This is a genomic window from Corynebacterium sp. AOP36-E1-14 (assembly GCF_052377495.1).
Lineage (GTDB): Bacteria > Actinomycetota > Actinomycetes > Mycobacteriales > Mycobacteriaceae > Corynebacterium.
This window is the reverse complement of the sequence record NZ_JBQSWV010000013.1, coordinates 49,512-74,524: the sequence shown is the minus strand read 5'-3', so window position 1 is coordinate 74,524 and position 25,013 is coordinate 49,512. Positions and strand designations below refer to the sequence as shown.

Here is a 25,013-nt window from a genome sequence, read left to right as displayed (position 1 = left end):
ATCATGGTGAGGAGCAGACAGGTGACAGGGCAACCACGCTCCACCCCGGCGGCGCAGGGACTGCTCGTGATGGGTATCGACCCTGGTCTGACCCGGTGTGGGCTGTCGGTGGTGCGTTCCGGTCAGGGGCGCTCCGTGGTGCCGGTCGCCGTGGGTGTGGTGCGCACGCCGGCGGAGGTCGAGCTTCCCCAGCGGCTGCGCCGGCTTTCCGAGGCGGTCGAGAGCTGGATGGACGACTACCGTCCGGACGTGGTGGCCATTGAACGAGTTTTCGAACGCGGGAACGTGTCCACCGTGATGAACACCGCTCACGCCGTCGGGGTACTCATGCTCAGCGCCGCGCGCCGCAACCTGCCCGTGCACCAGTACACCCCCAGCGAGGTCAAGAAGGCGGTCTCCGGCAACGGCCGGGCCGACAAACGCCAGATGACCAACATGATCACCCGCATCCTCGGACTGTCGGAACCGCCGAAACCCGCGGACGCCGCCGACGCCCTCGCGCTGGCGGTGTGTCACTGCTGGCGTTCGCCGTACCAGGCCCTGGTCTCAGATGCCTCAGACTCGAAAGGTTCATAAGTGATTGCTTCATTGAGGGGCACCGTCATCGACAAGAGGCTCGACTCCGTGGTGATCGAGTGCGCCGGCGTCGGCTACCAGTGCCAGGCGACGGCCCCGACGTTGGCCACCCTGCCGCGCGGGGAGGAGGTCTTCGTGCTGACCACCATGGTGGTGCGTGAGGACTCGCAGACCCTGTTCGCGTTCCCGGACGTCGCCTCGCGCGAGGTCTTCGGCCTGCTGCAGTCGGTGTCGGGCGTGGGCGCCCGCCTGGCCATGGGCGTGATGTCGGTGCTCGACCCGGCCGAGTTGTCCCGTGCCGTCACCGAGGGCGACGTCAAGGCCCTGCAGCGCGCCCCGGGGGTCGGCAAGCGGCTTGCCGAGCGCATGGCCGTGGACCTCAAGGGCAAGCTCGACGGGTACGCCGTCGCGCCCACCGCGACAGCGGCCGATGGTGGCGTGGGGCAGGACGAGCCGCTCGCCGACGCGGTGCCCGGTCAGGTCGTCGACGCACTCACCGGCCTCGGCTTCACCGAACGTGACGCGGAGAAGGCCGTACGCGAGATCAGCGCGACTGGTGCAGACGGCGACGGCGGTGCTGCCGAGCCCGCGGACACCGCCACCGTCCTGCGCCGGGCGCTCGCCCACCTCGGTGGCCGACGGTAGCGTGGGCACCGGTACAAGAAGGAGAACAGATGGGTGACATCGAACGCACCGAGTTCGACACCGGCTCGGCCGGGGTGACGAACAGCGGGGGAGGCGCAGGGTTCGGCGGCAGCGGCAGCGGCGTCAACGAGGACCTCTCGCCGACGCCCCAGCCCGGGGAGGGCGACGCCGAGCTCTCGCTGCGTCCTCGCTCACTGGGCGAGTTCATCGGCCAGCCGAAGGTCCGCAGCCAGCTGGAGCTGGTCCTCGGCGGGGCGAAGGCGCGCAACGTCGCCCCCGACCACGTGCTGCTCGCCGGGCCTCCCGGGCTCGGTAAGACGACCATGGCCATGATCATCGCCCAGGAACTCGGCTCCTCGGTCCGCATGACGTCGGGGCCGGCCCTGGAACGCGCCGGCGACCTCGCGGCGATGCTGTCGAACCTCATCGAGGGCGACGTCCTGTTCATCGACGAGATCCACCGCATGGCCCGCCCGGCGGAGGAGATGCTCTACATGGCGATGGAGGACTTCCGGATCGACGTGATCGTGGGCAAGGGGCCCGGGGCTACCTCGATCCCGATCGAACTGCCGCAATTCACCCTCGTCGGCGCCACCACGCGTGCCGGCATGCTCACCGGGCCGCTGCGCGACCGCTTCGGCTTCACCGCGCAGATGGAGTTCTACGACACCGCCGACCTCACCCGTGTGGTCACCCGCGCCGCCGGCATCCTCGGGGTAACCGTGACCGCGGACGCCGCCGTGGAGATCGCCTCCCGGTCGCGGGGCACCCCGCGTATCGCCAACCGCCTGCTGCGCCGCGTGCGTGACTACGCCGAGGTCGAGGGTGACGGGACGATCAGCGTGGACGTCGCCCGCGCCGCGCTGCAGATCTTCGACGTCGACGAGCTCGGTCTCGACCGGCTCGACCGGGCGGTCCTGGACGCTCTGGTGCGTGGCCACAACGGTGGTCCCGTCGGGGTGAACACCCTGGCGGTCGCGGTGGGGGAGGAACCCACCACCGTCGAGGAGGTCTGCGAGCCCTACCTGGTGCGGGCCGGTATGGTCTCGCGCACGCCCCGCGGGAGGACCGCCACGCCGGCGGCCTGGCGGCACCTCGGACTGGAACAACCGGCCGATAGGTGACCAAACACCCGTGTGGCAGACTGGCCGCATGGAACCCTTTCTTCTGATTCTGATTGTCCTTGTCTTCCTCGGCCTGCCCGTCCTGTCGATGCGTAAGCAGTCGAAGCAGATCAATCAGATCAAGACCTTCCAGTCACAGCTGGAACCCGGAATGATCGTGCAGATGACCTCGGGCATCCACGCCCGGCTCGTCGAGGTGGGCACCACCACCGTCGACGTCGAGCTCGCACCCGGCGTGACCACCACCTGGGACCGCACCGCCGTGCTCAAGCTGGTGGAGACCGACCAGGGTGGCGAGGCCGACGGGGCCGTCGAGGAGAACGTCGTGGCCGAGGAAGCTCCGGCCTCCGAGTTCGAGAACTTCGACACCGTGGAGCCCTTCGAGGACCGTCAGGACGAGGCCATGGACAACCCGTTCAACGGCGACGAGCGTAAGGACGACGGCGACACGCCCCGGTCGTAACCGGTCCCGCCACCTCAGTTCCTTCCCCACACACCCCTCCGGTGAGACCGTGATGACCCACGTTGCCAGCCGGAGGGTCTAGACTCAGTCGACGACATGGCGGTGGTTCTTTTGTCATGCCCATGTTGCCGACATCCCCGAAACTTCAGGAGTAACCCGAGTGAGTTCCAAGGGCTCAACGGCCGCCAGAGCAAGAAGGTGGCCTAAGCAGGCACTTCTGCTCTTCGTCGCCATCCTGGTCGTGATCTACGGCCTCGTATTCTTCACCGGTGACAAGAGCCCCACGCCGAAGCTGGGCATCGACCTGCAAGGCGGTACCCGGGTCACCCTGGTGCCACAGGGCGAGGAGCCCACCAGCGACCAGCTGAGCCAGGCACGCCGGATCCTCGAGGAACGTGTCAACGGCATGGGTGTCAGTGGCGCCCAGGTCGTCTCCGACGGCAACTCCCTTGTCATCACCGTTCCCGGCGAGGACTCCTCCGAGGCACGCACCCTGGGCCAGGCCTCCCAGATGCTCTTCCGTCCGGTGATGCAGGGCGGTATGCCCGAGGACGGTCTCAACGACGTCCTCACCGAGATGGCCGACCGCTGGGTCGAGACCGGGATTCTCACCGCCGACGAGGCGGACCAGAAGCTCGAGGACGCCATGGCGACCGTCGAGCAGATGGGTATGGAGACCCCGGAGGACACCCCGACCGTCACCGCGCAGGAACCGGCCGAGCCGGCCAACTCCATCGAGGAGGCCGACCGGCGCCAGGAGACCACCGAGGTGATGCGTGAGGACCGCCAGTCCGAGGACACCAACACCCAGATCGCCGCCTCCTTCCTCATGACCTGCTCGGACGGCGTCGACCCGCTCGCCGGTGCCGACGACGCCGCCAAGCCGCTGGTCAGCTGCAGCGAGGGTCAGCCGATCCTGCTGGAGCCGGCCCCGCTGCTCAATGGCCAGGAGGACGAGGAGAACGGGACCCGCCTCACCGGTGACATGATCGACACCGATTCGCAGATCTTCGGCGGACTGGACTCCGAGACCGGCCAGATCAAGATCACCTTCCGGTTCAAGACCGGCGACGCCACCCCCGGTGGCGAGACCTGGCAGCGCATCGGGCAGGAGTACGCCCAGCAGCAGATCGCCATCACCCTCGACAGCCAGGTGCTCTCCGCACCGACGATGCAGTCGCCGACGCCCCCCGGCCGCGACTCCGAGATCACCGGTGACTTCACCGAGAGCGAGGCGTCCGACCTCGCCAACAACCTGCGCTACGGCGCGCTGCCGCTCAGCTTCACCGGCGAGAACGGTGAGCAGGGCGGTACGGCCGAGACGATCTCGCCGACGATGGGTACCGCCGCACTGCAGGCCGGTCTCATCGCCGGTCTGGTCGGCCTGGTCCTCGTCGCGCTCTGGTCGCTGATCTACTACCGCGGCTTCGGTGTCGTCGCCGTGTTCTCGTTGATCGCCTCGGGTCTGCTGATCTACGGTGCCCTGGTCCTGCTGGGCCGGTGGATCGACTACAGCCTGGACCTGGCCGGCATCGCCGGTCTGATCATCGGTATCGGTACGACCGCGGACTCTTTCGTGGTCTACTTCGAACGCATCAAGGACATGATCCAACAGGGGCACAGTTTCCGGTCCGCGGTGCCACGCGCCTGGAAGCGGGCGCGTGCCACGATCATCACGGGCAACGTGGTGTCCATCGTCGCCTCCCTGGTCCTGTACTTCGTGGCCGTCGGCGACGTCAAGGGCTTCGCCTTCACCCTGGGTCTGTCCACCGTCTTCGACGTGGTCATCGCCTTCCTGGTCACCGCACCGCTGGTGATCCTGATGTCGCGCTCGGAGAAGTTCGCCTCGCCGAAGCTCAACGGCCTGCACTCGGCCTTCCGCTCGGCGGAACGCCGCCGCGCCGGCCAGCTGGCCGAAGGCTCCGAGCCCGTGACGGTCCCCGACAGCGAGCCGGACGGAGAACCCGACGGCGATCCGGACAGCGCTCCACAGGACGGCCCTGCGTCCTCCACTGAGAACGGAAAGGACCAGTGAGCATGAACGCGACGACTGAAACCACGTCTTCCAACACGTCTTCCACCGCGCCTACCCCCAAGCCCGCCGGTATCCTCGAGAAGACCTATAACGGCGAGGCCAACTTCGCCTTCGTCGACAAGCGGCGCCGCTGGTACTGGATCTACGCGCTGCTGACCTTGCTGTGCTTCCTGGTCATCGCGATCAAGGGCTTCACCTTGGGCATCGACCTGGAGGGTGGCACGAAGCTGACCATGCCGCCGTCCAACGGTGCCACCGAGACCTCGGTCACCGAGGTCGTCGAGGACGCCACCGGTGTGACACCGCAGTCGGTGCAGACCGTGGGCAGCGGCAACAGCCAGAGCATCGAGGTCGCCTCCGAGCGTCTGTCGGACGAGCAGATCCGTGAGGCACGGGTCGCGCTCTACGATGAGTTCGAGCCGACCGACCAGACCGGCCAGCCCAGCCCCGACGCCATCAGCGACTCCACCGTGTCGGAGTCCTGGGGCCAGTCGGTCACCGAACGCATGGTCATCGGCATGGTGGTGTTCCTGGCGATCGTCTTCGTCTACATCACCATCCGCATGGAGCGCGACATGGCGATCTCCGCGATCGTCACCCTGCTGCTGGACGGCATCTTCGTCGCCGGCATCTACTCGCTCGTCGGATTCGAGGTCTCACCGGCCACGATCATCGGCCTGCTGACGATTCTGGCGTACTCGCTCTACGACACCGTGATCGTGTTCGACAAGGTCCACGAGAACACGCAGGACGTGTTCAGCTCGACGCGCTCCACCTACGGTGAACAGGTCAACCTGGCGATCAACCAGACGGTGATGAGGTCGTTGAACACCTCGCTGTTCTCCGTGGTCCCGATTGCCTCGCTGCTGGTCGTGGCGGTGTGGCTGATGGGTGTCGGCACGCTCAAGGACCTGGCCCTGGTCCAGTTCGTGGGCGTGATCGCCGGTACCTTCAGCTCGATCTACTTCTCGGCGCCGCTGCTGGTGACCCTGAAGAGCCGCCAGAAGAAGATGGTCGAGCACGACCGCAAGGTCGCCCGCGCCCGCGAACTCGCCGCGGACCGCAGCGTCGTACCGGCGGACCAGTCCGCTGCTGACGCCTCCGGCGACGAGGCCGCGCAGGACGGCCCGGCCGCCGAAGCGGCCGACGAGCAGCCGCGGCGCACCGTCACGTTGCCGCCGCACTCGCACGGCGGGGACACCGAACCCGGTCAGGACAGGGGCCGCACCTGGCGGCCCGGGATGTAATCTCACAAGGAAAGACAGGACGATGACGCATCGATTCCGCCGTCCGGCGGCTCTCCTCACGGCCACGGCGGTGGCCTTCGGGGTGGTGGCGTGCTCCTCCGACGACGGAGTCGAGGACGCGTCCGACCCGCTGTTCGGCTACGCACTGCCACGCCCGATCGTGACCCTCAACGCCGCGAGCGCCCAGGGCGCGGCGACCGATGCGGCGAAGGTGTCCGCACGCCTGTACCCGGGCTCCTACCTCACCGGGCCGGACGGACGGCTGTTGCCGAACACCGACCTGGTGAGGGCGACGCCCTCGGCGGACAACGGCGACATCGTCAACTACCGGATCAGCGACCAGGTGACCTACTCCGACGGCGCCCCGGTGGTCTGCGACGACTTCCTGCTGACGTGGGTGGCATCGAAGTACCCGGACCTGTTCTCCTCCGACCTGGGCCTGACCGCCCGGGTCAAGGACTTCAACTGCGACGCCGGTCAGCGTGACTTCAGCATCGAGTTCGACCGGGGCATGGGCAGCCGTTACCGCGAGCTGTTCAGTGTCGGCGAGGTTCTGCCCTCGCACACCGTGGCCGAGCGCGCCGGCGTGGACGACGTGGTCGGTGCCATCGACACCGGCGACCAGGATGCTCTGGCCGACCTGGGCCGGGAGTGGAGCTCCACCTTCCGCGTCGCCGAGACCGACCCCTCGCAGGTCCCGACCTACGGGCCGTACCGGGTGGCCTCCCGTGGTGAGGACGGCTCCCTGGCGCTCACCGTCAACCCGGAGTGGACCGGGGTGCGCCCCGGTCTGGACGAGGTCGTGATGTGGTCGGGTCCCGGTGCCGGCATCGAGGGACCCGACTTCGAGCAGCTCTCCTCGGACTACCGGCTCTACGTCGCCGACGTCCCCCCTGAGACCGACCCGGTGGCCGCGGGCCTCGAGGTCGCTCCGGAGACAGGGACGCAGACGGCGACTGACACGGCAACCGAGACCGGTGCACCGTCCAGCGAGACGACCGGCAGCGATGACGCCGACGGTGCCGACGGTGCAGAGGACGGTGATGACGGCATCCGGGCGGACACCGACGAGACCGCCCCGGACCTCTCGGACTCCGACGACGTCTCCGGACGCTTCGCCGTGACCCGTGGCTCCGGCACCCGTGTCGACGGTCTGACGCTGTCGGACAGCGGCATCTTCGACTCCGCGGAGAACCGGCGCGCCTTCGCGCGCTGCGTGGACCGCAGTGCGGTGGCCGACGCGGTGAAGTCGGAGTCCGGCATCACCGTCGACGAGGCACCCTTCCGGCTGATCGCCCCCGGCGCCCAGGCAGGGGAGAACCTCGGCGACATCGCCGCCCGCAACAACTACACCGACACCGCGCCGACCACCGACCGCCTGGGCGGGACGACCGTGCGCGTCGGCTACTTCTCCGACGTGGCACGCTACCGGGCGATGGTCGACACCCTCGTCGAGTCCTGCTCCGCCGCGGACGTGACCGTGGTGCCGGTCCCGCTGGGTGTCGACGACCTCGACGGCCTCGGCACCGACTACGACGCCCTGCTGGAGACCCGGTCGACCTTCGGCCAGAACCCGCAGGTCTCGTTCCCGGCGTCGTCGGGCGCCTCGGGCACGGCCACGGTCAGCCAGCTGCGTGACGCCGAGAACGTCCTGGCGGACTCGACGGCGACCGTGCCGTTGACCGCCGAGCCCCGCTCGGTTGCGGTGGACCGTGGCCTGTCCAACGTGGTCGACAACCCCGGCGAGACCGGCATGAGCTGGAACATGGACCGCTGGGTCTCCCCGGACTTCCCGACGACCTCGGCACCGACCACGGCGCCGACCGAGCCCAGCAGCAGCAACAGTGACGACAGTGAAAACAGTGAGGACGAGCAGTGACTGACTACCCGGACGCCAGGACCGCCCTGGCGGCCAAGACCCGACACGTCCCGGACTTCCCGGGGCCCGGGATCGTCTTCCAGGACCTGACCCCCGTCCTCGCCGACGGAACGGCCTTCCGCACGATCGTCACCGAGATGGCCGACGTCTGCCGCGAGTTCGACATCGACGTCGTCGCCGGCCTCGACGCCCGCGGCTTCCTGCTCGGCTCCGCGGTCGCCCTGCAACTCGGTGTCGGTGTGCTCGCGCTGCGCAAGGCGGGCAAGCTCCCGCCGCCGGTGTTCCACCAGGACTACGCCCTGGAGTACGGCACCGCCGCCCTGGAGATCCCCTCGGAGGGCCTCGACGTGCACGGACGCCGCGTCCTGCTCGTCGACGACGTGCTCGCCACCGGCGGCACGCTGGTCGCCGCACGTGCCCTGCTGGACAAGGCCGGCGCGATCACCGTGGGTGTCGCCGTGGCCCTGGAGGTCCCGGAACTGCAGGGTGCGAAACGTTTGGGGGACCTTCCGTTGTACGTGGTTTCCCGCGGACAGTAGGCTTGTCGTTCACACGCTGCACACAGTAGGGAAACGGTGAGGCATGACGAACGAGAAGAACTCGCTGTGGATGGCCGCGCGTATCGCGCGCAGCCTCACCGGCAAGAGCAGGATCAACCCCGTGCTGGGGCCGCTGATCGCCGTGCACCGGCGCTACCACCCCAAGGCCGACGTCGAGATCCTCAGCCGCGCCTACACCACCGCAGAACGCCTGCACTCCGGGGTGCTGCGTAAGTCGGGGGAGCCCTACATCACCCACCCGCTTGCCGTGGCGACCATCGCCGCGGAGATCGGCATGGACACCACCACGCTGGTCGCCGCGCTGCTGCACGACACGGTCGAGGACACCGACTACTCCCTCGACGACCTCACCGCCGACTTCGGCGCCGAGGTCACCCAGCTGGTGGACGGGGTGACCAAGCTGGACAAGGTCGCCCTGGGTTCCGCGGCCGAGGCCGAGACGATCCGCAAGATGATCGTGGCCATGGCCCACGACCCGCGCGTGCTGGTGATCAAGGTCGCCGACCGGCTGCACAACATGCGCACGATGCGTTTCCTGCCGCCGGAGAAGCAGGCCAAGAAGGCCCGGCAGACCCTGGAGGTCATCGCACCGCTGGCGCACCGCCTGGGCATGGCCACGATCAAGTGGGAGCTGGAGGACCTGTCCTTCGCGATCCTGTACCCGAAGAAGTACGAGGAGATCGTCCGGCTCGTCGCCGACCGTGCGCCCAAGCGTGACCAGTACCTGGCGAAGGTCATCAACGACATCCAGTCCACGCTGCGCGACTCGCACATCACCGCCGAGGTGGTGGGCCGGCCGAAGCACTACTGGTCGATCTACCAGAAGATGATCGTGCGCGGCCGCGACTTCGACGAGATCTTCGACTTGGTGGGCATCCGCATCCTCGTCGACGAGATCCGCGACTGCTACGCCGCCGTCGGCGCGGTGCACTCGCAGTACCAGCCGATGCCCGGCCGGTTCAAGGACTACATCTCCCAGCCGCGCTTCGACGTGTACCGCTCGCTGCACACCACGGTCATCGGGCCGGACGCCAAGGTGCTGGAGGTGCAGATCCGTACCCACGAGATGCATTACCAGGCGGAGTACGGCATCGCCGCCCACTGGCGCTACAAGGAGACCAAGGGCTCGCACAAGGGCGACGCCGCCGAGGTCGACCAGATGGCGTGGATGCGTCAGCTGCTCGACTGGCAGAAGGAGGCCGCGGACCCCAACGAGTTCCTGGACTCGCTGCGCTACGACCTCTCGACGACCCAGATCTTCGTGTTCACCCCCCGTGGCGACGCGGTGACACTGCCCACGGACGCCACCCCGGTGGACTTCGCCTACGCGGTGCACACCGAGGTCGGCCACCGGTGCATCGGTGCGAAGGTCAACGGCAAGCTGGTCGCGTTGGAGTCGCCGCTCAAGACCGGCGACAAGGTGGAGATCTTCACCTCGAAGGACTCGACCGCGGGTCCGTCGAAGGACTGGGAGAAGTTCGTGGTCTCCCCGCGGGCGCGTAACCGCATCCGCACCTGGTTCAACAAGGAGCGCCGCGAGGAGACCCTGGAGAAGGGCAAGGAGGCTCTGGCGGCCGAGGCGCAGCGTACGGGTATCCCGTTGCAGCGTCTGGTGACGGCCACGGCGTTGCGCACGGTGGCTACGCAGCTCTCCCGCGATTCCGTGGACGACCTGTACGACGCCATCGGCAAGGGCGGGGTCACCGCCGGGCATGTGGTCCACATGCTGCAGGACATCTACCAGGGCGACGCCGACGAGGACGACCAGCCGGTCGCCCCGGCCCCCGCGGTGCGTCGCACGACCCCGCAGCAGCAGGTCCAGTCCGGCCGTGGTGACGGCTCCGGTGTGCTGGTGCAGGGCAACTCGGATTTCTCGGCGAAGCTCGCCAAGTGCTGTACCCCGGTGCCCGGCGACGAGATCTTCGGCTTCATCACCAAGGGTGGCGGGGTGTCGGTGCACCGTACGGACTGCACCAACTCCGAGAAGCTGCACTCAGAGCCGGAGCGCCTCATCGACGTGGCGTGGGCCTCGGACGTGCGCGACGCGGTCTTCGTGGTCACCCTGCAGATCGAGGGCCTGGACCGCACGGGCCTGCTCAGCGAGGTCACTCGTGTGGTCAGTGAACAGAAGGTGCCGATCATCGCCACGAGCACTCACGTGGCGGAGGACCGGGTGGCGATGTGCCGGTTCACCTTCGAGGTGTCGGACACCAAGCAGCTGGGTTACCTGATGAACCAGCTGCGCAACGTGGAGGGCGTCTACGACGTCTACCGCGTCACCACCGGGGGGTAGGACGCGCCGACGGCGCGACCTACCGGACGCGGGGTGTCAGGCGACCGTGGCGCTCTCGATGCGGACCTCGTCGACGGGCTCGCCGTCGCCGCCGGTGTCCTCGTGCTGACCCTCGTTCTCCTCGATGATGGAGTCCAGGGTGCTCAGCCCGTCCTCGGAGATGGTGCCGAAGATGGTGTAGTCGTTGGGCAGCTGGGTCTCGTCGTCGACGAGGAAGAACTGGGAGCCGTTGGTGTTCTCGCCGCTGTTGGCCATCGCGAGCACGCCGCGCTTGTACTGGCCCTCCTCCTCGACCGGCTCGCCGTCCTCGTTCCAGACGGGGTACTCGTCGGGGAAGGAGTAGCCGGGGCCGCCGGAACCGTCACCGGCAGGGTCACCGCACTGCAGGATCTTCATGGAGTCGCTGACGACCACGCGGTGGCAGGTGGTGTCGTTGTAGAAGTCCTCCGAGGCGAGGTGCTCGAAGCTGGTGGCGGCACAGGGGGCCTGGCCGTAGTCCAGGGTCACGCCGATGTCGCCCTTGTTGGTGGCCAGGGTGACGTCCGAGGTGCCGTCCGTGCGCAGGTCGTCGGCACTGGGCACGGAGACCTCCTTGGCGGCGTCGCCGGACTCGTTGTAGGCGCACTCCTGCGGGGCCGAGGCCTCCTCGGTCTCCGGGGTGCTCGGGGCGGAGCTCTGGCCGTCGGCGAGGTTCTCCTGGTCGTCTTCGTCGCCGCCACCGGCCGTGGCGGCGATGTAGATGCCGCCGACCAGGGCGACGAGCACGACCAGGGTGGCCAGCGTGACGCCGAGGGGGCGCAGCTTTTCGCGCCGTGCCCTCGACTTCAGTTCCTTGTCGAGATTCTTGAGTGCCGCGTCGCGGCGGGAGGAGTTGTCGGACAAAGCTCCGTGGCCTTTCCCTCGGGGATGGTCGTGATCGGATGTGATCGGTCGTGATCGACTGCCCCATTGTTCCACCCCGCACCTGCTTACTCCAGCAGCACGCCACCTTGTCGCCTGTGAATCTGCCCCGGGATCCACCTCGCCGGTGAATCCGGGCCGCGCCGGACGGTAGGGTGGCGGCCATGGCGAACCTCACCGTGGAAGTATTGCCCACCGGCCCGTTCGAGACGAACTGCCTGCTCCTGCACGACGGGGCCGAGGCCACCGTCGTGGACCCGGGGATGGGGGCCGCGGCACTGATCGAGCAGGCCGTGGCGGAGAAGGGGCTGCGGGTCACGCAGATCGTGCTGACCCACGGTCACATCGACCACGTCCGCGACCTGCCTTCGGTGCAGGCCACCTACGCCGTGGCGTCCCACATGCACCCGGCGGACAACGTCTTCCTGCAGCGCGAGGTGCTCGACGCGATGGGACCGTCCGGCGAGGCGCACGACGTGGCCACGATGGAGACCCCGGAGGTCCCCACGCCCGTCGCCGACGGCGACGTGCTGGACATCTGCGGGGTGGGGTTCACCGCCCACCACATGCCCGGGCACTCGCCGGGCTCGGTGATGTTCCGCGGCGAGGTCGAGGGCCAGGGCCTGATCCTCGGCGGCGACGTGCTCTTCCGCGGAGGGGTGGGACGCACCGACCTGCCGTTCTCCGAGCCGGCGGTGATGGTCGACAGCCTGCGCCGCCTGGTGGAGACCTTCGACGGGGAGGACACCGTGGTGCCCGGTCACGGCCCGGCGACGACGGTGGGCACGGAGAAGGAGCAGAACGGCTTCCTGCAGGGGGTCGTGTGAGCCGACGGCCGGGTCGCTATAGTTGACCCCCGTGAGTGACTCCAGCAGCACCGGTTCCACCGGACAGGTCCAATCGTTCGCCGGCCCCAAGGGGGTGCCGGACTACGTGCCCCCGGCATCCGCGGCGTTCCATGCTGTGCGCAGCACGTTCGAGGAGGTCATCCACAAGTCCGGCTACGGCCACATCGAACTGCCGGTCTTCGAGGAGACCGCCCTGTTCGCCCGCGGGGTGGGGGAGTCCACGGATGTGGTCTCCAAGGAGATGTACACCTTCGAGGACCGTGGTGGCCGCTCGGTGACCCTGCGTCCGGAGGGCACCGCCGGGGTGATGCGTTCGGTGATCGAGCACAACCTCGACCGCGGCCAGCTTCCGGTGAAGCTGACCTACTCCGGCCCGTTCTTCCGCTACGAGCGTCCGCAGGCGGGACGCTACCGCCAGCTCCAGCAGGTCGGCGTCGAGGCGATCGGCGTCGACGACCCCACGTTGGACGCCGAGGTCGTGGCCATGGCCGACCGCTGTTACCGCGCGCTCGGGCTCTCGGACTTCCGCCTTGAACTCTCCACGCTGGGCGACGAGACCTGCCGCCCGCAGTACCGCGCGAAGCTGCAGGAGTTCCTCTTCGCCCTGCCGTTGGACGAGGAGACCCGTCGACGTGCCGAGATCAACCCGCTGCGCGTGCTCGACGACAAGCGCCCGGAGGTCCGCGAGATGATGGCGGACGCCCCGTTGATGCCGGACAACCTGTCCGACGCGGCCCGGGAGCACTTCGAGACCGTGACCGGCACCCTCGACGACATGGGCGTGTCCTACACCCTGAACCCCCGCCTCGTGCGCGGGCTGGACTACTACACCAAGACCTGCTTCGAGTTCGTCCACGACGGACTCGGCGCGCAGTCCGGCATCGGCGGGGGAGGACGCTACGACGGCCTGATGGCCCAGCTGGGCGGCCAGGACCTCTCCGGCATCGGGTTCGGTCTCGGCGTGGACCGCACCGTGCTCGCCCTGGAGGCCGAGGGTGTCTCGCCGACGACGGGACGCCGTGTCGACGTCTACGGCGTGCCGATGGGTGCCGACGCGAAGCGTCGGATGGCGGTGGTCGTCGACCGGCTGCGCCGCGCCGGCGTCAGCGCCGACATGTCCTACGGCGACCGTGGTCTCAAGGGCGCGATGAAGGGCGCGGACCGGGCGGGCGCCCTCTTCGCTCTGGTCCTGGGCGACAACGAGCTCCGGGACGGCACCGTGGTGTTGCGCGACCTGTCGACCCGTCAGCAGACCGAGGTCGCGGTAGAGGATGTGGAGCAGGTTGTGACCAGGGCATTAGCGGAAGTAACCGCCTGATCTTGCTCTGACCTTAGCCTCTCCTCAACCGGGGGTGGCGGGTGCTCCGATGGGCTAGCCTTGTCTCTGAATCCTGAAAGTTATATTCAGGCGCAGAGACCTCACACTGAGCCCAGAGGAGTATTTTCATGGAAGAATCTGAGTCCCCGGGAGGCGGGGAGTCAACGACGGCAGCACGCAGTTCACCGGTCAACTGGCCGGTGTTTATTGTGTCCGCCGGACTGATGGTCGCCTTCGTGGTCTGGGCCTGGCTGGCCCCGGACTCCGCGGACAACGTGATCAACACGGTCAAGGAGTGGGTCTCCACCAACCTGGGCTGGTACTACGTGTTGACCGCCGGGGTGGTGGTGGTCTTCGTCCTGGTGATCGCGTTTCGCCGCGTGGGCAACACCAAGATCGGCCCGGACCACTCGCAGCCACGGTTCGGGATGTTCACCTGGGGCGCAATGCTCTTCGCCGCCGGCATCGGTGTGGACCTGATGTTCTTCGGCGTCTCGGGCCCCGCGACGAACTACCTCACCCCGCCGGAGACCGCCGAGCTCTCCGACGAGGCCGCCCGCATGGCCCCGCTGTGGACGATGTTCCACTACGGCATCCCGGGCTGGGCGATGTACGCCCTGATGGGGATGGCCTTCGGCCTGTTCGCCTACCGCTACCACATGCCGCTGAGCATCCGCTCGGCCCTGGCCCCGGTCTTCGGACGCCGCATCCACGGCGCGATCGGCCACGGCGTGGACATCGCCGCGGCCATCGGCACCGCCTTCGGCATCGCCGTCTCCCTGGGCATCGGCGTGGTGTTCCTGAACTACGGTCTCTCCGAGATCTTCGGGATCCCCACGAACACCGGCGTCCAGGTCGCCCTGATCGGCCTTTCCGTGCTGATCACCGTCATCTCCACGGTCTCCGGCGTGGACAAGGGCATCCGCCGGCTCTCCGAGCTCAACGTGTGGCTGGCCCTGGCGCTGATGGTGTGGATCGTGGTCATGGGCCGGACCGCCGAGCTGCTCAACGCCCTGGTGCAGAACCTCGGCGACTTCGTGGCCCGGTTCCCCTCGATGATCATGAACACCTTCGCCTACACCGACGGTGCCGCCGACTACCCGGCGGACCAGTGGCAGTCGGACTGGACACTGTTCTTCTGGGCCTGGTGGATCGCCTGGGCACCCTTCGTGGGCCTGTTCCTGGCCCGGATCTCGCGCGGACGCACCCTGCGCCAGTTCATCCTCGGCGTGCTCGTGATCCCCTTCGCCTTCATCGCGATCTGGATCTCGATCTTCGGCAACGCCGCCCTCGGCTTCTTCCGCGACGGCGACGAGGAGTTCCTGCAGACCGCGGTGGACACCCCGGAGTCCGGGTTCTTCCTGCTGCTGCAGCAGTACCCGGGATCGACCTTCGCGGTGGCCCTGGCCGTGCTGACCGGCCTGCTGTTCTACGTCACCTCGGCGGACTCCGGTTCGCTGGTGATGGCGAACATCACGTCCAAGCCCTCGGTGGAGGACGCGGACGGCCCGCCGTGGCTGCGGATCGTGTGGGCGGTGCTCACCGGTGCGCTGACGCTGGTGATGCTGCTCATCGGCGGTGTCTACACACTGCAGGCGGCGACGGTGCTCATCGGGCTGCCGTTCTCGGTGATCATGTACCTGCTGATGTTCAGCATCTGGCGGGTCCTGGGCGCCGAGGCCCACTGGTTGCAGTCCCGGGCGCTCTCCCTGCCCGGCGCGCTGTCCGACCGGGCGGGAACCCCGCAGCCGCGACTGGCGTGGCGCAACCGGCTCAAGCGCCGGATGAGCTTCCCCTCGGCGAAGGAGACCCAGGCCTACGTGGAGAGCACCGCGGCGCCGGCCATCACCGAGGTCGCCGAGGAACTGCGCGAACTCGGCCTGGACGTCTCGCTCACCCGCGACACACACCCGGAGTACCCGATCGACTTCGTCGACCTGCTGGTCCGGTTCCCGGGCCAGGACGACTTCAAGTACCAGGCGTACCCGGTGCCGGGGCAGGTGCCGAACTTCGCGGTGAACCTTAACGTGGACCACGACGTGTACTTCACGCTCGAGGTCTTCTCGGCGACCGGTTCACGCGGCCACAACATCCTCGGCTACTCGAAGGACCAGGTCATCTCGGATGTCCTGGACTCCTATGAGGTGCACGTGGAGTACATGTCCCTGACCGGTGACGGTGGTACCCCCACCGCCGACGCCCACGGCACGGCACCCTCGCTGTGGACCAACGACGACAACGACCCTGAACAGACAGGAAGAGAGAACAGCAATGACTGACACCATCCGGGACACCCCCCAGGACACCCCCTGGTCGCTGTACATCGACGGCGCCTGGACCGCCGCGGCCGACGGCGGCACCCGAACCGTGACCTGCCCGGCGGACGGCAGCGTCGTCGCCGTGGTCTCCGAGGCGACCTCCGCCGACACCGAGAAGGCCATCGCCGCGGCCCGACGGGCCTTCGACGCCGGCGAGTGGTCCTCCACCTCGGCTGCCTACCGTGGCGACCTGCTGCTCAAGGTCGCCGACGCCATGGCCGAGCGCAAGGACGAGTTCGCCCGCGCCGAGGCCCTGGACACCGGCAAGCGTCTGGTCGAGGCCGAGGGCGACATGGACGACATCATGAACTGCTTCCGGTTCTTCGGCAAGATCGCCGACCAGCACCCGGGCCGCATCATCGACGCCGGGGACGACTCGGTGATCTCCCGGGTCGTCTACGAGCCCGTCGGCGTGTGCGGGATGATCACCCCGTGGAACTTCCCGCTGCTGCAGGCCAGCTGGAAGATCGCCCCGGCGATCGCCGCCGGCAACACCTTCGTGCTCAAGCCCGCCGAACTGACCCCGCACACCGCCATCCTGATCATCGACGTGCTGGACAAGCTCGGGCTGCCCGCCGGTGTGGCCAACCTGGTGCTCGGCGCGGGTGCCGAGGCCGGTGCGCCGCTGTCGTCGCACCCGGACGTGGACATGGTCTCGTTCACCGGTGGTCTGGTCACCGGTCAGCGCATCGCCGCCGCCGCGGCCCCGTCCATCAAGAAGCTGGCCCTGGAGCTCGGCGGCAAGAACCCGAACGTGGTCTTCGCCGACGCCGACTTCGACGCCGCCGTGGACAACGCCCTCAACGCCGGTTTCCTGGACTCCGGCCTGGTCTGCTCGGCCGGCACCCGTCTGATCGTCGAGGAGAGCATCAAGGAGCGTTTCGTCGACGAGCTCGTCCGCCGTGCCGAGGGCATCGTGATGGGCGGTCCCTTCGACGAGGCCGCCGAGACCGGCCCGCTGATCTCGGTGGAGCACCGCGACAAGGTCACCGACTACGTCCGGCGTGGTGTGGAGGCCGGCGCGACCCTGCGCTGCGGCGGCCACTGGGGCGGCCCCGAGCTGGAGAAGGGCTGCTTCTACGCCCCGACGGTCCTCGACAACTGCACCGCGGAGAACCCCGCGGTCGTCGAGGAGGGCTTCGGCCCGGTCATCACCGTGGAGACCTTCACCACGGAGGCCGAGGCCATCGCCACGGCAAACCACACCGAGTACGGCCTGGCCGGCGCGGTGTGGACCAGCGATCGGGGAGTGGCGAACCGGGTCTCCCGGGCGCTGCGCCACGGCACGGTGTGGATCAACGACTACCACCCCTACGTCCCCCAGGCGGAGTGGGGCGGCTTCAAGGCCTCCGGCACCGGACGCGAGCTCGGCCTGGCCGGACTCGAGGAGTACCGCGAGGCCAAGCACGTCTACGAGAACACCGAGCCGGCCGCGACCGGCTGGTTCCCCCAGAAGTAGTACCCCGTCAGCAGTACCTGACTGTTCACCTGAATTCATGGAACACATGAGGAGTGGAGAAGACATGCGAGACAACTACGACTACATCGTCATCGGTGCAGGTTCCTCGGGCGCCGTGGTGGCGTCCCGGCTCAGCGAGGACCCGGAGGTCACCGTCGCCCTGATCGAGGCCGGCCCCACCGATGTCGACAAGCCAGAGATCCTGAACCTCGCCGAGTGGCCCGGACTGCTGGAGTCCGGCTACGACTGGGACTACCCGATCGAGCCGCAGCAGCACGGCAACTCCTTCATGCGCCACGCGCGTGCGAAGGTGCTCGGCGGCTGTTCCTCGCACAACTCGTGCATCGCCTTCCACACCCCGGCCCAGGACCTGGACCACTGGGTGAGCCTGGGTGCGGCCGGCTGGGACTCCGAGAGCGTCCTGCCGCTGATCAAGCGCCTGGAGACCAATGACCGTGAGGGCGACAACCACGGCCACGACGGCCCCGTCCGTCTGCGCTCGGTGCCGCACCGCGACCCGGTGGGCACGGCGATCATCGAGGCCTGCGAACAGCAGGGCCTGCCGAACACGCCTTTCAACGAGGGCACCACCGTCAACCACGGTGCGGACTGGTTCCAGATCAACGCCACCGACGAGAACGTGCGTTCCTCGTCCTCGGTGTCCTACCTGCACCCGGTCATGGAGCGCGAGAACCTGGACATCCTGACCGACCGTCAGGTCTCCCGGATCCTGTTCAGCGAGACCACCGACGGCGAGGGCGGGCAGCCCACGGCCACCGGCATCGAGTACCTGGACAACCCCTTCGGACGGCTCAAGACCCTGGACGCCAACCGTGAGGTCATCCTCTCCGCCGGCGCGATCGACAGCCCGAAGCTGCTCATGCTCTCCGGCATCGGCCCGGCCGAGCACCTCGCCGAGGTCGGCGTGGAGACCCTGGTCGACGCCCCCGGCGTCGGCGAGCACCTGCAGGACCACCCGGAGGCCGTGATCTCCTGGGAGTCCAAGGTCCCGATGACCCGTGACGCCACACAGTGGTGGGAGATCGGGATCTTCGACAAGGTCGACGAGGGCGGTGCCGACGGCCTGGACCTGCCGGACCTGATGATGCACTACGGTTCGATGCCCTTCGACATGCACACCCGTCGTCAGGGCTACCCGACCGCGGACGAGGCGTTCTGCCTGACGCCGAACATCACCCACGCCAAGGCCCGCGGCACGGTGCGGCTGCGGACCTGCGACTTCCGCGACAAGCCGATGGTCGACCCGCGGTACTTCACCGACGAGGAGGGCTACGACATGCACATCGCCGTGGAGGGCATCAAGCTCGCCCGCGAGATCGTCGCCCAGCCGGCCATGGCCGAGTACGCCGGCCGGGAGCTCTTCCCGGGTACCGAGGTGCAGTCGGACGAGGACATCGCCGACTACGTGGCCAAGACGCACAACACCGTCTACCACCCGGCCGGCACGGTGCGCATGGGTGCCGTGGACGACGTCATGTCGCCGCTGGACCCGGAGCTGCGCGTCAAGGGTGTCTCCGGGCTGCGCGTCGTCGACGCCTCGGTGATGCCGCAACTCACCGCGGTCAACCCCAACATCAGCTGCATGCTGATCGGGGAGCGCGCCTCGGACCTGATCCGCGGCAACTGATCAGCATCCGATCGGCGAGGGGAGTCCTCAGCGCCTGAAGTCCTGGGCGCAGGACTCCATCGTGCCGTTGTCGTAGCCGGTAGTGAACCACTGCTGGCGCTGCTCGGATGAGCCGTGGGTCCAGGCGTCCGGGTTGACCTGGCCGCCGCCGGCGGACTGGATGGCGTCGTCGCCGATCGCCTGGGCGGAGGTGATGGCCTGGTTGACCTGCTCGGGGGTGACGGGGTCGAGCACGGCGTCCTCGCCCTTGTCGGCGTGGGCGGCCCAGACACCGGCGTAGCAGTCGGCCTGCAGCTCCATCTTCACCGCATTGGAGTCCTCGCCGGGGTCGTCGTAGTCAGACAGCCCCAGGTTCCCCTCCAGGTTCTGGATGTGGTGGCCGAACTCGTGGGCGACCACGTACATCTGCGCGAACGGGCCGTCGGAGCCGCCCATCTGGCGCAGCTGGGTGAAGAAGTCGTCACCGATGTAGACGGTCTGGTCGCCGGGGCAGTAGAACGGGCCGGTCTGGGCCGTCGAGGCCGTACCGCACCCGGTGTTGACCTGCCCGTCACCGATGACCAGGCCGGGTTCGGTGTAGCGGATGCCCGCCTGCTCGGGGAGCAGACCGGACCACACGGCGTCCAGGGAGATGGCGGTGCCCTCGATGCGGCAGTCGTCGTAGGTGTTGGCGTCCTCCACCGTGGTGCAGTGCTCCAGGTTCCCGCCATCGGTGCGCGTGGCACCGGAGGTTCCATCGGAGCCGCCGAACATGCCGGCACCACCGTTGGCGAAGAAGATCACCGCGGCGACGACGATGATCCCCGGAAGCCCGAAGCGCCGTCCGACACGGCTCATCAGGATCATGCCGAGGATACCGCCGCCCCGGTTGCCCCCGTTGTTACCCCCGCCGAGGCCGAAGCCTCCGCCACCACCGCTGCTGCCGCCCGAGCGGGCGCGACCGCCCATCCCGGACAGGTTGTTGTTGAACGACATGGTGGAAGTGTAGCGGGACCGGGGTGTCAGTCGGTCACCGTGAACTCCACGGTGTCCTGGAACTCCTCGCCGTGGCGGTCGGTGCCGGTGACCACGGCGGTGTGCCGGCCGACCTCCAGGTCGGCGGGCAGGGAGGTCCGCCACAGGTGCGGGCTCGCCTGGGCCACGTTGCCGGTGGAGCTGAGGTTGTGGGTGGCAGAGACGGTCTCGGTGTACTCCCACCCCTTGTTGAGGGGTTCCCCCTCGGCCGGCTGGGTCAGCTCGGCGTCCTGCGGCTCGGAGTCGTCGATGCTCACGGTGACGGAGGCGTCGGTGGAGCCGTTGAAGAAACTGCTCGACAGGTAGCTCTCGCCGCCCTCGACGTCGGCCTTGGAGACCTCGCGCGGGTCGATCGGCTCGACCTTTGCGTCCTCGCCCTTGGCCTCCGCGGCGGCGGCCCAGGAGCGCCAGGTGGGGGAGTTGACACCGGTGAGGAACTGGTGGGAGGGGTCCTCGTTGCGCACGGTGTAGTACTCGCTGCGCTGTCCGCCGGAGAACTGCATGGTCAGCACTCCCGGCTCGGCGGCGTCCTGGGTGTAAGCGTAGGGCACGCCGTTGTCGTTGAGCTCCCCGGAGTACCAGTCGCCGGAGACCGCACCGGCGACGATCTGGTCGTTGGGCAGTTCCTCGATCGGGCTCTCGTCGTAGGTGGCCCACTCCTCGCGGCGTTCCCCGGCGAGCAGGGTCTCGCGGGTGTGGGTGTGGCCGCCGACGGTGACGGCGTCGGGACGCTCGGCGAGCACGTCGTAGAGCTCCGCGGCGTTGTCGGTGACGACCTCGGCGTAGTTGACGATCGGGGCGTGGGCCGCGATCACGACCTGACGGTCGTCGGGCACGGTGGCCAGGTCGTTTCGCAGCCAGCGCAGCTGCTCGTCCGAGATGCGCTCGTCGTAGCCACCGTTGCCGGAGCCGTCGTCGCCGTTGTAGTCGATGTTGTCGAGGGCGACGATGTGCACGTCGCCGACGTCGTAGGAGTAGTAGGGGGAGCCGAAGTCACGCCGGTAGGTGTCGGTGGCGTTGATGTCGCTGTCGGCGTCGTAGTCGATGTCGTGGTTGCCGGGCAGGGCGCGGACCGGGCCGTTGGCGTCCGCGTAGAGGCCCTTGAGGTCCGGGTTGAGGCTGAGGTCGTCGCCGACGTTGTCGCCGAGCAGCAGGATGCCGCAGCCGGCGTAGTCGTCGCGTGCGGCCAGGTCGGCCGGGGCACCCTTGGCGGCGTAACCGACCTCGGTCTTGTCGTAGGTCTGGGTGTCGGCGGCGATAGCGCAGTTCTGGGCGCTCGAGGCGGTGGCCTCGGACTTCGCCAGGGGGAAGTTCACCGCGTCCGGCACCGGGCCGGTGGGCTCGAGTCCGCCGTACTTCAGGTCGGGGGAACCCTCGGGGTAGTGCTCGTAACTGAACTGGGCGAAGTTGGAGGAGTCGACCGGGACCTGCCAGCCGGAAGGCTGGGTGACGGTGACGGACATGTTGTCGCGGACCGGAAGGCTGTAGTTGCCGTCCTCGTCGGTGGTGACCACGTCGATGCCGTTGGAGACGCTCACCCCGGCGACGCCGTCCTCGTCGCCGCCGAGGGAGGAGTCACGGTCGGCGTCGTCGAAGACCCGGCCGGTGATGGTCTCGGCGGTATCGGCGGCACTGTCGTCGCCACGCAGTACCTCGACGGATCCTTCGTAGAGGCCGTCGTTGGTGGTGGGGGCTTCGTCGGGGGCCGCGGCATCCGAGGAGCCCGAGGAGCTGGAGAGGGACGGCCCGTCGGAGAAGGACGAGGTGTCGGCGTCCGGCAGTGCGTCCTGTCCTGCGGCGGGTGCCGCGGTGGCGAGGGTGGTGGACAGGGCGGTCAGCAGGACGGTGGAGAGTGCGATCCCGGTGCGCGACCGGAAGGGCTGTCGAGACATGGTGGGGGTGCTCCCTGGGATGTTGGATCATGAGGGGTGTGAAGCCACGGGTTAGGCCGTGCCTCTGGGAGCGTAGGGCGTGGGGTTGTTGCCGCGGTGGCCTCGACGTGACACCGGGGTGAACAGCTGTGGGCGGGAGGGTTGCCGGCCCGGCGGGTTGGGGCGCAGGGGAGGCGCGGGACGCCTGTGGCTGCGGTCCGGGGTGAGGAAGGCTATGCTTCGTTTCATAATTGTCGGGATGTGGGCATAGGAACTGGCTTCACCCCGACAAAGCAACCCCGACGCACAGGAGAACCGGAAGAACATGGACTACATCGCACTCGCGCAGCAGGCTCTCGACGCAGGCGACTGGGCCGCCTACAACCACTGGGACATCGCCCAGCAGGTGTACGACGCCACCCTCGGCCGCTTCGACTGGAGCGGCGTCGGCGCCTGAGTGTGCCCCCCTTCCTGACCGTGCCACCTCCTGGTCATGCCCGGCAGGGGCGCGGTCAGATCACGTCTGCGGCCTTCAGGTCGCTGCCCAGACGGGCGAGCAGTAGTCCGATCACCGCGAGCATGCTGATGCCCAAGCACGCCATGCCGCTGACCCAGGACGCCTCGGTGTCGGTGGCCAGCCCGTACACCAGTGCCACCACGGCTATGACCGTGGAGAACAGCAGCACGATCTGGCTCGTCAGCCAGAACAGGCGGTAGGGGTCGCGGGAGTCCAGGGGGGTGACCACGGTGTCCTCGACCGTCAGCTGGTCGGCGATGCCGTCGGAGTCGGGGTGGCGGTGGGCCCCGGCGCCCTGTCCTGCGGCGCCCGGTGTGTTGGGGTCCTGCTGTGTCATCTCAGGTGTCCTTTCGTCGTCGATCGGATCTCGACCGTTGCCCTCCAGCATGCCACCGTTGTTCCGCCCGCGACGGAGGGGTAGTACACTGGGCCGCTGATATCGGGCTACCTCCGGCACCACCGTGCCGACGAGTAGCCTCCCCGAACAATCCGAAAGGACTACGCGACGTGCTGCGGACCCATCTTTGTGGTGACCTTCGCTCAGACCACATCGGCGAGGAGGTCACCCTCACCGGATGGGTCTCCCGTCGACGGGACCACGGTGGAGTGATCTTCATCGACCTGCGCGACCGTTCCGGACTCGCCCAGGTGGTGTTCCGTGAGAGTGATGTCGCCGAGCGCGCCCACGCACTGCGCAGCGAGTACTGCCTGCGTGTCACCGGTGTGGTCGAGGGGCGCCCCGAAGGCTCGGAGAACCCGAACCTGGCCTCCGGCGCCATCGAACTCAACGTCTCCGGCCTGGAGATCCTCAACGAGTCCGCGGCCCTGCCGTTCCAGATCGACGACTCCGCCAGCGGCGGAGAGGTTGGCGAGGAGACCCGTCTGAAGTACCGCTACCTGGACCTGCGCCGGGACAACCAGGCCCGTGCCCTGCGCCTGCGCTCCAAGGTGAACGCCGCAGCCCGCAACGTGCTGGTCGACCAGGACTTCACCGAGATCGAGACGCCCACCCTCACCCGCTCCACCCCGGAGGGTGCACGCGACTTCCTGGTGCCGGCGCGTCTGCGCCCCGGTAACTTCTACGCCCTGCCGCAGTCCCCGCAGCTGTTCAAGCAGCTGCTCATGGTCTCCGGCATGGAGCGCTACTTCCAGATCGCGCGCTGCTACCGCGACGAGGACTTCCGTGCCGACCGTCAGCCGGAGTTCACCCAGCTCGACGTGGAGATGAGCTTCGTCGACCAGGAGGACGTCATCGCCCTGGCCGAGCAGATCCTCGCCGCGGTGTGGAAGGAGATCGGCTACGAGATCACCGGGCCGATCCCGCGGATCACCTACGCCGACGCGATGCGCCGCTACGGTTCGGACAAGCCGGACCTGCGTTTCGACATCGAGATCACCGAGTGCGCGGAGTTCTTCGAGAACACCTCCTTCCGCGTGTTCAAGTCCGACTACGTCGGTGCCGTGGTCATGGACGGCGGTGCCTCGCAGGCCCGTCGTACCCTCGACGCCTGGCAGGACTGGGCCAAGCAGCGCGGCGCCAAGGGTCTGGCCTACATCCTCGTCGGCGAGGACGGCACCCTGTCCGGCCCCGTCGCCAAGAACATCACCGAGGAGGAGCGTGCCGGCATCGCCGAGCACGTCGGCGCCAAGCCCGGCGACTGCATCTTCTTCGCCGCCGGCGACGTGAAGTCCTCCCGCGCATTGCTCGGCGCGGCCCGTGGCGAGATCGCCGAGCGCCTCGGCCTGATCAAGGACGGCGACTGGGCCTTCACCTGGGTCGTCGACGCCCCGATGTTCGAGCCGGCCGCCGACGCGACCGCCTCCGGCGACGTGGCCCTGGGCCACTCCGCCTGGACCGCGGTGCACCACGCGTTCACCTCCCCGAAGCCGGAGTGGATCGACAACTTCGACGACAACCCGGGCGAGGCCACCGCCTACGCCTACGACATCGTCTGCAACGGCAACGAGATCGGCGGCGGGTCGATCCGTATCCACCGTCGCGACATCCAGGAGCGTGTCTTCGCGGTCATGGGCATCACCGAGGAGGAGGCGCGCGAGAAGTTCGGCTTCCTGCTCGACGCCTTCGCCTTCGGCGCCCCGCCGCACGGCGGTATCGCCTTCGGCTGGGACCGTATCGTCTCGCTGCTCGGCGGCTACGACTCCATCCGTGACGTCATCGCCTTCCCGAAGTCCGGCGGCGGCATCGACCCGCTGACGGACGCCCCGGGCGAGATCACCGCGCAGCAGCGCAAGGAGTCCGGGATCGACGCCAAACCCAAGAAGAACGCCTGAGTCCTT

The 25,013-nt window shown here is 68.3% G+C and carries 20 protein-coding genes; 16 read left to right on the top strand and 4 right to left on the bottom strand.

Annotation, left to right across the window (positions count from 1 at the left end):
* The first annotated feature begins 3 nt into the window (after positions 1-3).
* The 9 genes from ruvC to ACT3TD_RS07850 all read left to right on the top strand — a co-directional run bounded on the left by ruvC (position 4) and on the right by ACT3TD_RS07850 (position 10,822).
* Positions 4-576 (top strand): crossover junction endodeoxyribonuclease RuvC, encoded by a 573-nt coding sequence (gene ruvC, locus ACT3TD_RS07890; RefSeq protein WP_367620291.1) that lies wholly within the window; start codon positions 4-6, stop codon positions 574-576.
* Complete coding sequence (gene ruvA / locus ACT3TD_RS07885) at positions 577-1,221, top strand: Holliday junction branch migration protein RuvA (RefSeq protein ID WP_301442027.1); 645 nt, start codon at positions 577-579, stop codon at positions 1,219-1,221.
* 29 nt (positions 1,222-1,250) lie between these two features.
* Positions 1,251-2,345, top strand: coding sequence for a Holliday junction branch migration DNA helicase RuvB (gene ruvB, locus ACT3TD_RS07880; protein WP_301442028.1), 1,095 nt, complete (start codon positions 1,251-1,253; stop codon positions 2,343-2,345).
* 28 nt (positions 2,346-2,373) lie between these two features.
* On the top strand, positions 2,374-2,808 hold the full coding sequence (gene yajC, locus ACT3TD_RS07875; protein ID WP_301442029.1) for a preprotein translocase subunit YajC: 435 nt from the start codon (positions 2,374-2,376) through the stop codon (positions 2,806-2,808).
* A 160-nt stretch (positions 2,809-2,968) separates the two neighbouring features.
* Positions 2,969-4,843 carry a protein translocase subunit SecD gene (gene secD, locus ACT3TD_RS07870; RefSeq protein WP_444614708.1) on the top strand — a complete coding sequence of 625 codons (1,875 nt, stop codon included), beginning with the start codon at positions 2,969-2,971 and terminating at the stop codon, positions 4,841-4,843.
* Between the two features lie 2 nt (positions 4,844-4,845).
* Positions 4,846-6,090 (top strand): protein translocase subunit SecF, encoded by a 1,245-nt coding sequence (gene secF, locus ACT3TD_RS07865; protein ID WP_301442031.1) that lies wholly within the window; start codon positions 4,846-4,848, stop codon positions 6,088-6,090.
* Positions 6,091-6,112: 22 nt separating this feature from the next.
* The gene (locus ACT3TD_RS07860) at positions 6,113-7,969 is read left to right on the top strand and encodes an ABC transporter substrate-binding protein (RefSeq protein WP_441579624.1); all 1,857 of its coding nucleotides are present in this window, start codon (positions 6,113-6,115) and stop codon (positions 7,967-7,969) included.
* Entirely contained in the window at positions 7,966-8,508 is a 543-nt protein-coding gene (locus ACT3TD_RS07855) for an adenine phosphoribosyltransferase (RefSeq protein WP_301442033.1), read from the top strand. Before ACT3TD_RS07860 ends, ACT3TD_RS07855 begins: the two co-directional genes overlap by 4 nt.
* A 43-nt stretch (positions 8,509-8,551) precedes the next feature.
* Positions 8,552-10,822 carry a RelA/SpoT family protein gene (locus tag ACT3TD_RS07850; RefSeq protein WP_301442034.1) on the top strand — a complete coding sequence of 757 codons (2,271 nt, stop codon included), beginning with the start codon at positions 8,552-8,554 and terminating at the stop codon, positions 10,820-10,822.
* A gap of 36 nt (positions 10,823-10,858) precedes the next feature.
* On the opposite strand, the gene ACT3TD_RS07845 is transcribed toward ACT3TD_RS07850, so the two are convergent.
* Positions 10,859-11,704: a peptidylprolyl isomerase gene (locus tag ACT3TD_RS07845; RefSeq protein ID WP_301442035.1), complete on the bottom strand. Its 846-nt coding sequence runs from the start codon at positions 11,702-11,704 to the stop codon at positions 10,859-10,861.
* 182 nt (positions 11,705-11,886) lie between these two features.
* Between ACT3TD_RS07845 and ACT3TD_RS07840 the strand changes: the two genes are divergently transcribed.
* From ACT3TD_RS07840 to ACT3TD_RS07820, 5 genes are all read left to right on the top strand, one after another.
* Complete coding sequence (locus ACT3TD_RS07840; protein ID WP_301442036.1) at positions 11,887-12,549, top strand: MBL fold metallo-hydrolase; 663 nt, start codon at positions 11,887-11,889, stop codon at positions 12,547-12,549.
* Between the two features lie 31 nt (positions 12,550-12,580).
* Positions 12,581-13,888: a histidine--tRNA ligase gene (hisS, locus tag ACT3TD_RS07835; protein WP_441579623.1), complete on the top strand. Its 1,308-nt coding sequence runs from the start codon at positions 12,581-12,583 to the stop codon at positions 13,886-13,888.
* A 128-nt stretch (positions 13,889-14,016) separates the two neighbouring features.
* A complete protein-coding gene (betT, locus tag ACT3TD_RS07830; RefSeq protein ID WP_301443162.1) occupies positions 14,017-16,167 on the top strand; it encodes a choline BCCT transporter BetT in 2,151 nt (716 codons plus the stop codon).
* A complete protein-coding gene (locus ACT3TD_RS07825) occupies positions 16,160-17,665 on the top strand; it encodes an aldehyde dehydrogenase family protein (protein WP_301443163.1) in 1,506 nt (501 codons plus the stop codon). Before betT ends, ACT3TD_RS07825 begins: the two co-directional genes overlap by 8 nt.
* Positions 17,666-17,729: 64 nt before the next feature.
* On the top strand, positions 17,730-19,313 hold the full coding sequence (locus ACT3TD_RS07820) for a GMC family oxidoreductase (protein WP_301443164.1): 1,584 nt from the start codon (positions 17,730-17,732) through the stop codon (positions 19,311-19,313).
* Positions 19,314-19,340: 27 nt separating this feature from the next.
* On the opposite strand, the gene ypfJ is transcribed toward ACT3TD_RS07820, so the two are convergent.
* Complete coding sequence (ypfJ, locus tag ACT3TD_RS07815; protein WP_441579699.1) at positions 19,341-20,288, bottom strand: KPN_02809 family neutral zinc metallopeptidase; 948 nt, start codon at positions 20,286-20,288, stop codon at positions 19,341-19,343.
* A gap of 26 nt (positions 20,289-20,314) precedes the next feature.
* Positions 20,315-22,219: a calcineurin-like phosphoesterase family protein gene (locus tag ACT3TD_RS07810; RefSeq protein WP_301443166.1), complete on the bottom strand. Its 1,905-nt coding sequence runs from the start codon at positions 22,217-22,219 to the stop codon at positions 20,315-20,317.
* 304 nt (positions 22,220-22,523) lie between these two features.
* Between ACT3TD_RS07810 and ACT3TD_RS07805 the strand changes: the two genes are divergently transcribed.
* Positions 22,524-22,655: a hypothetical protein gene (locus tag ACT3TD_RS07805; protein ID WP_301442961.1), complete on the top strand. Its 132-nt coding sequence runs from the start codon at positions 22,524-22,526 to the stop codon at positions 22,653-22,655.
* A 55-nt stretch (positions 22,656-22,710) separates the two neighbouring features.
* Here ACT3TD_RS07805 and ACT3TD_RS07800 read toward each other — a convergent pair whose 3' ends face one another.
* Positions 22,711-23,052, bottom strand: coding sequence for a hypothetical protein (locus tag ACT3TD_RS07800; protein WP_301442962.1), 342 nt, complete (start codon positions 23,050-23,052; stop codon positions 22,711-22,713).
* A gap of 170 nt (positions 23,053-23,222) precedes the next feature.
* On the opposite strand from ACT3TD_RS07800, the gene aspS reads away from it, so the two are divergent.
* Positions 23,223-25,007 carry an aspartate--tRNA ligase gene (gene aspS / locus ACT3TD_RS07795; RefSeq protein WP_301442963.1) on the top strand — a complete coding sequence of 595 codons (1,785 nt, stop codon included), beginning with the start codon at positions 23,223-23,225 and terminating at the stop codon, positions 25,005-25,007.
* Positions 25,008-25,013 lie beyond the last annotated feature (6 nt).

Bases quoted from the DNA above. Each gene is read 5' to 3' on its own strand.
- ruvC (WP_367620291.1), top strand. From the start codon at position 4: ATGGTGAGGAGCAGACAGGTGACAGGGCAACCACGCTCCACCCCGGCG.
- ruvB (WP_301442028.1), top strand. From the start codon at position 1,251: ATGGGTGACATCGAACGCACCGAGTTCGACACCGGCTCGGCCGGGGTG.
- yajC (WP_301442029.1), top strand. From the start codon at position 2,374: ATGGAACCCTTTCTTCTGATTCTGATTGTCCTTGTCTTCCTCGGCCTG.
- secF (WP_301442031.1), top strand. From the start codon at position 4,846: ATGAACGCGACGACTGAAACCACGTCTTCCAACACGTCTTCCACCGCG.
- ACT3TD_RS07860 (WP_441579624.1), top strand. From the start codon at position 6,113: ATGACGCATCGATTCCGCCGTCCGGCGGCTCTCCTCACGGCCACGGCG.
- ACT3TD_RS07850 (WP_301442034.1), top strand. From the start codon at position 8,552: ATGACGAACGAGAAGAACTCGCTGTGGATGGCCGCGCGTATCGCGCGC.
- ACT3TD_RS07840 (WP_301442036.1), top strand. From the start codon at position 11,887: ATGGCGAACCTCACCGTGGAAGTATTGCCCACCGGCCCGTTCGAGACG.
- betT (WP_301443162.1), top strand. From the start codon at position 14,017: ATGGAAGAATCTGAGTCCCCGGGAGGCGGGGAGTCAACGACGGCAGCA.
- ACT3TD_RS07825 (WP_301443163.1), top strand. From the start codon at position 16,160: ATGACTGACACCATCCGGGACACCCCCCAGGACACCCCCTGGTCGCTG.
- ACT3TD_RS07820 (WP_301443164.1), top strand. From the start codon at position 17,730: ATGCGAGACAACTACGACTACATCGTCATCGGTGCAGGTTCCTCGGGC.
- ypfJ (WP_441579699.1), bottom strand. From the start codon at position 20,288: ATGTCGTTCAACAACAACCTGTCCGGGATGGGCGGTCGCGCCCGCTCG.
- ACT3TD_RS07810 (WP_301443166.1), bottom strand. From the start codon at position 22,219: ATGTCTCGACAGCCCTTCCGGTCGCGCACCGGGATCGCACTCTCCACC.
- ACT3TD_RS07805 (WP_301442961.1), top strand. From the start codon at position 22,524: ATGGACTACATCGCACTCGCGCAGCAGGCTCTCGACGCAGGCGACTGG.
- ACT3TD_RS07800 (WP_301442962.1), bottom strand. From the start codon at position 23,052: ATGACACAGCAGGACCCCAACACACCGGGCGCCGCAGGACAGGGCGCC.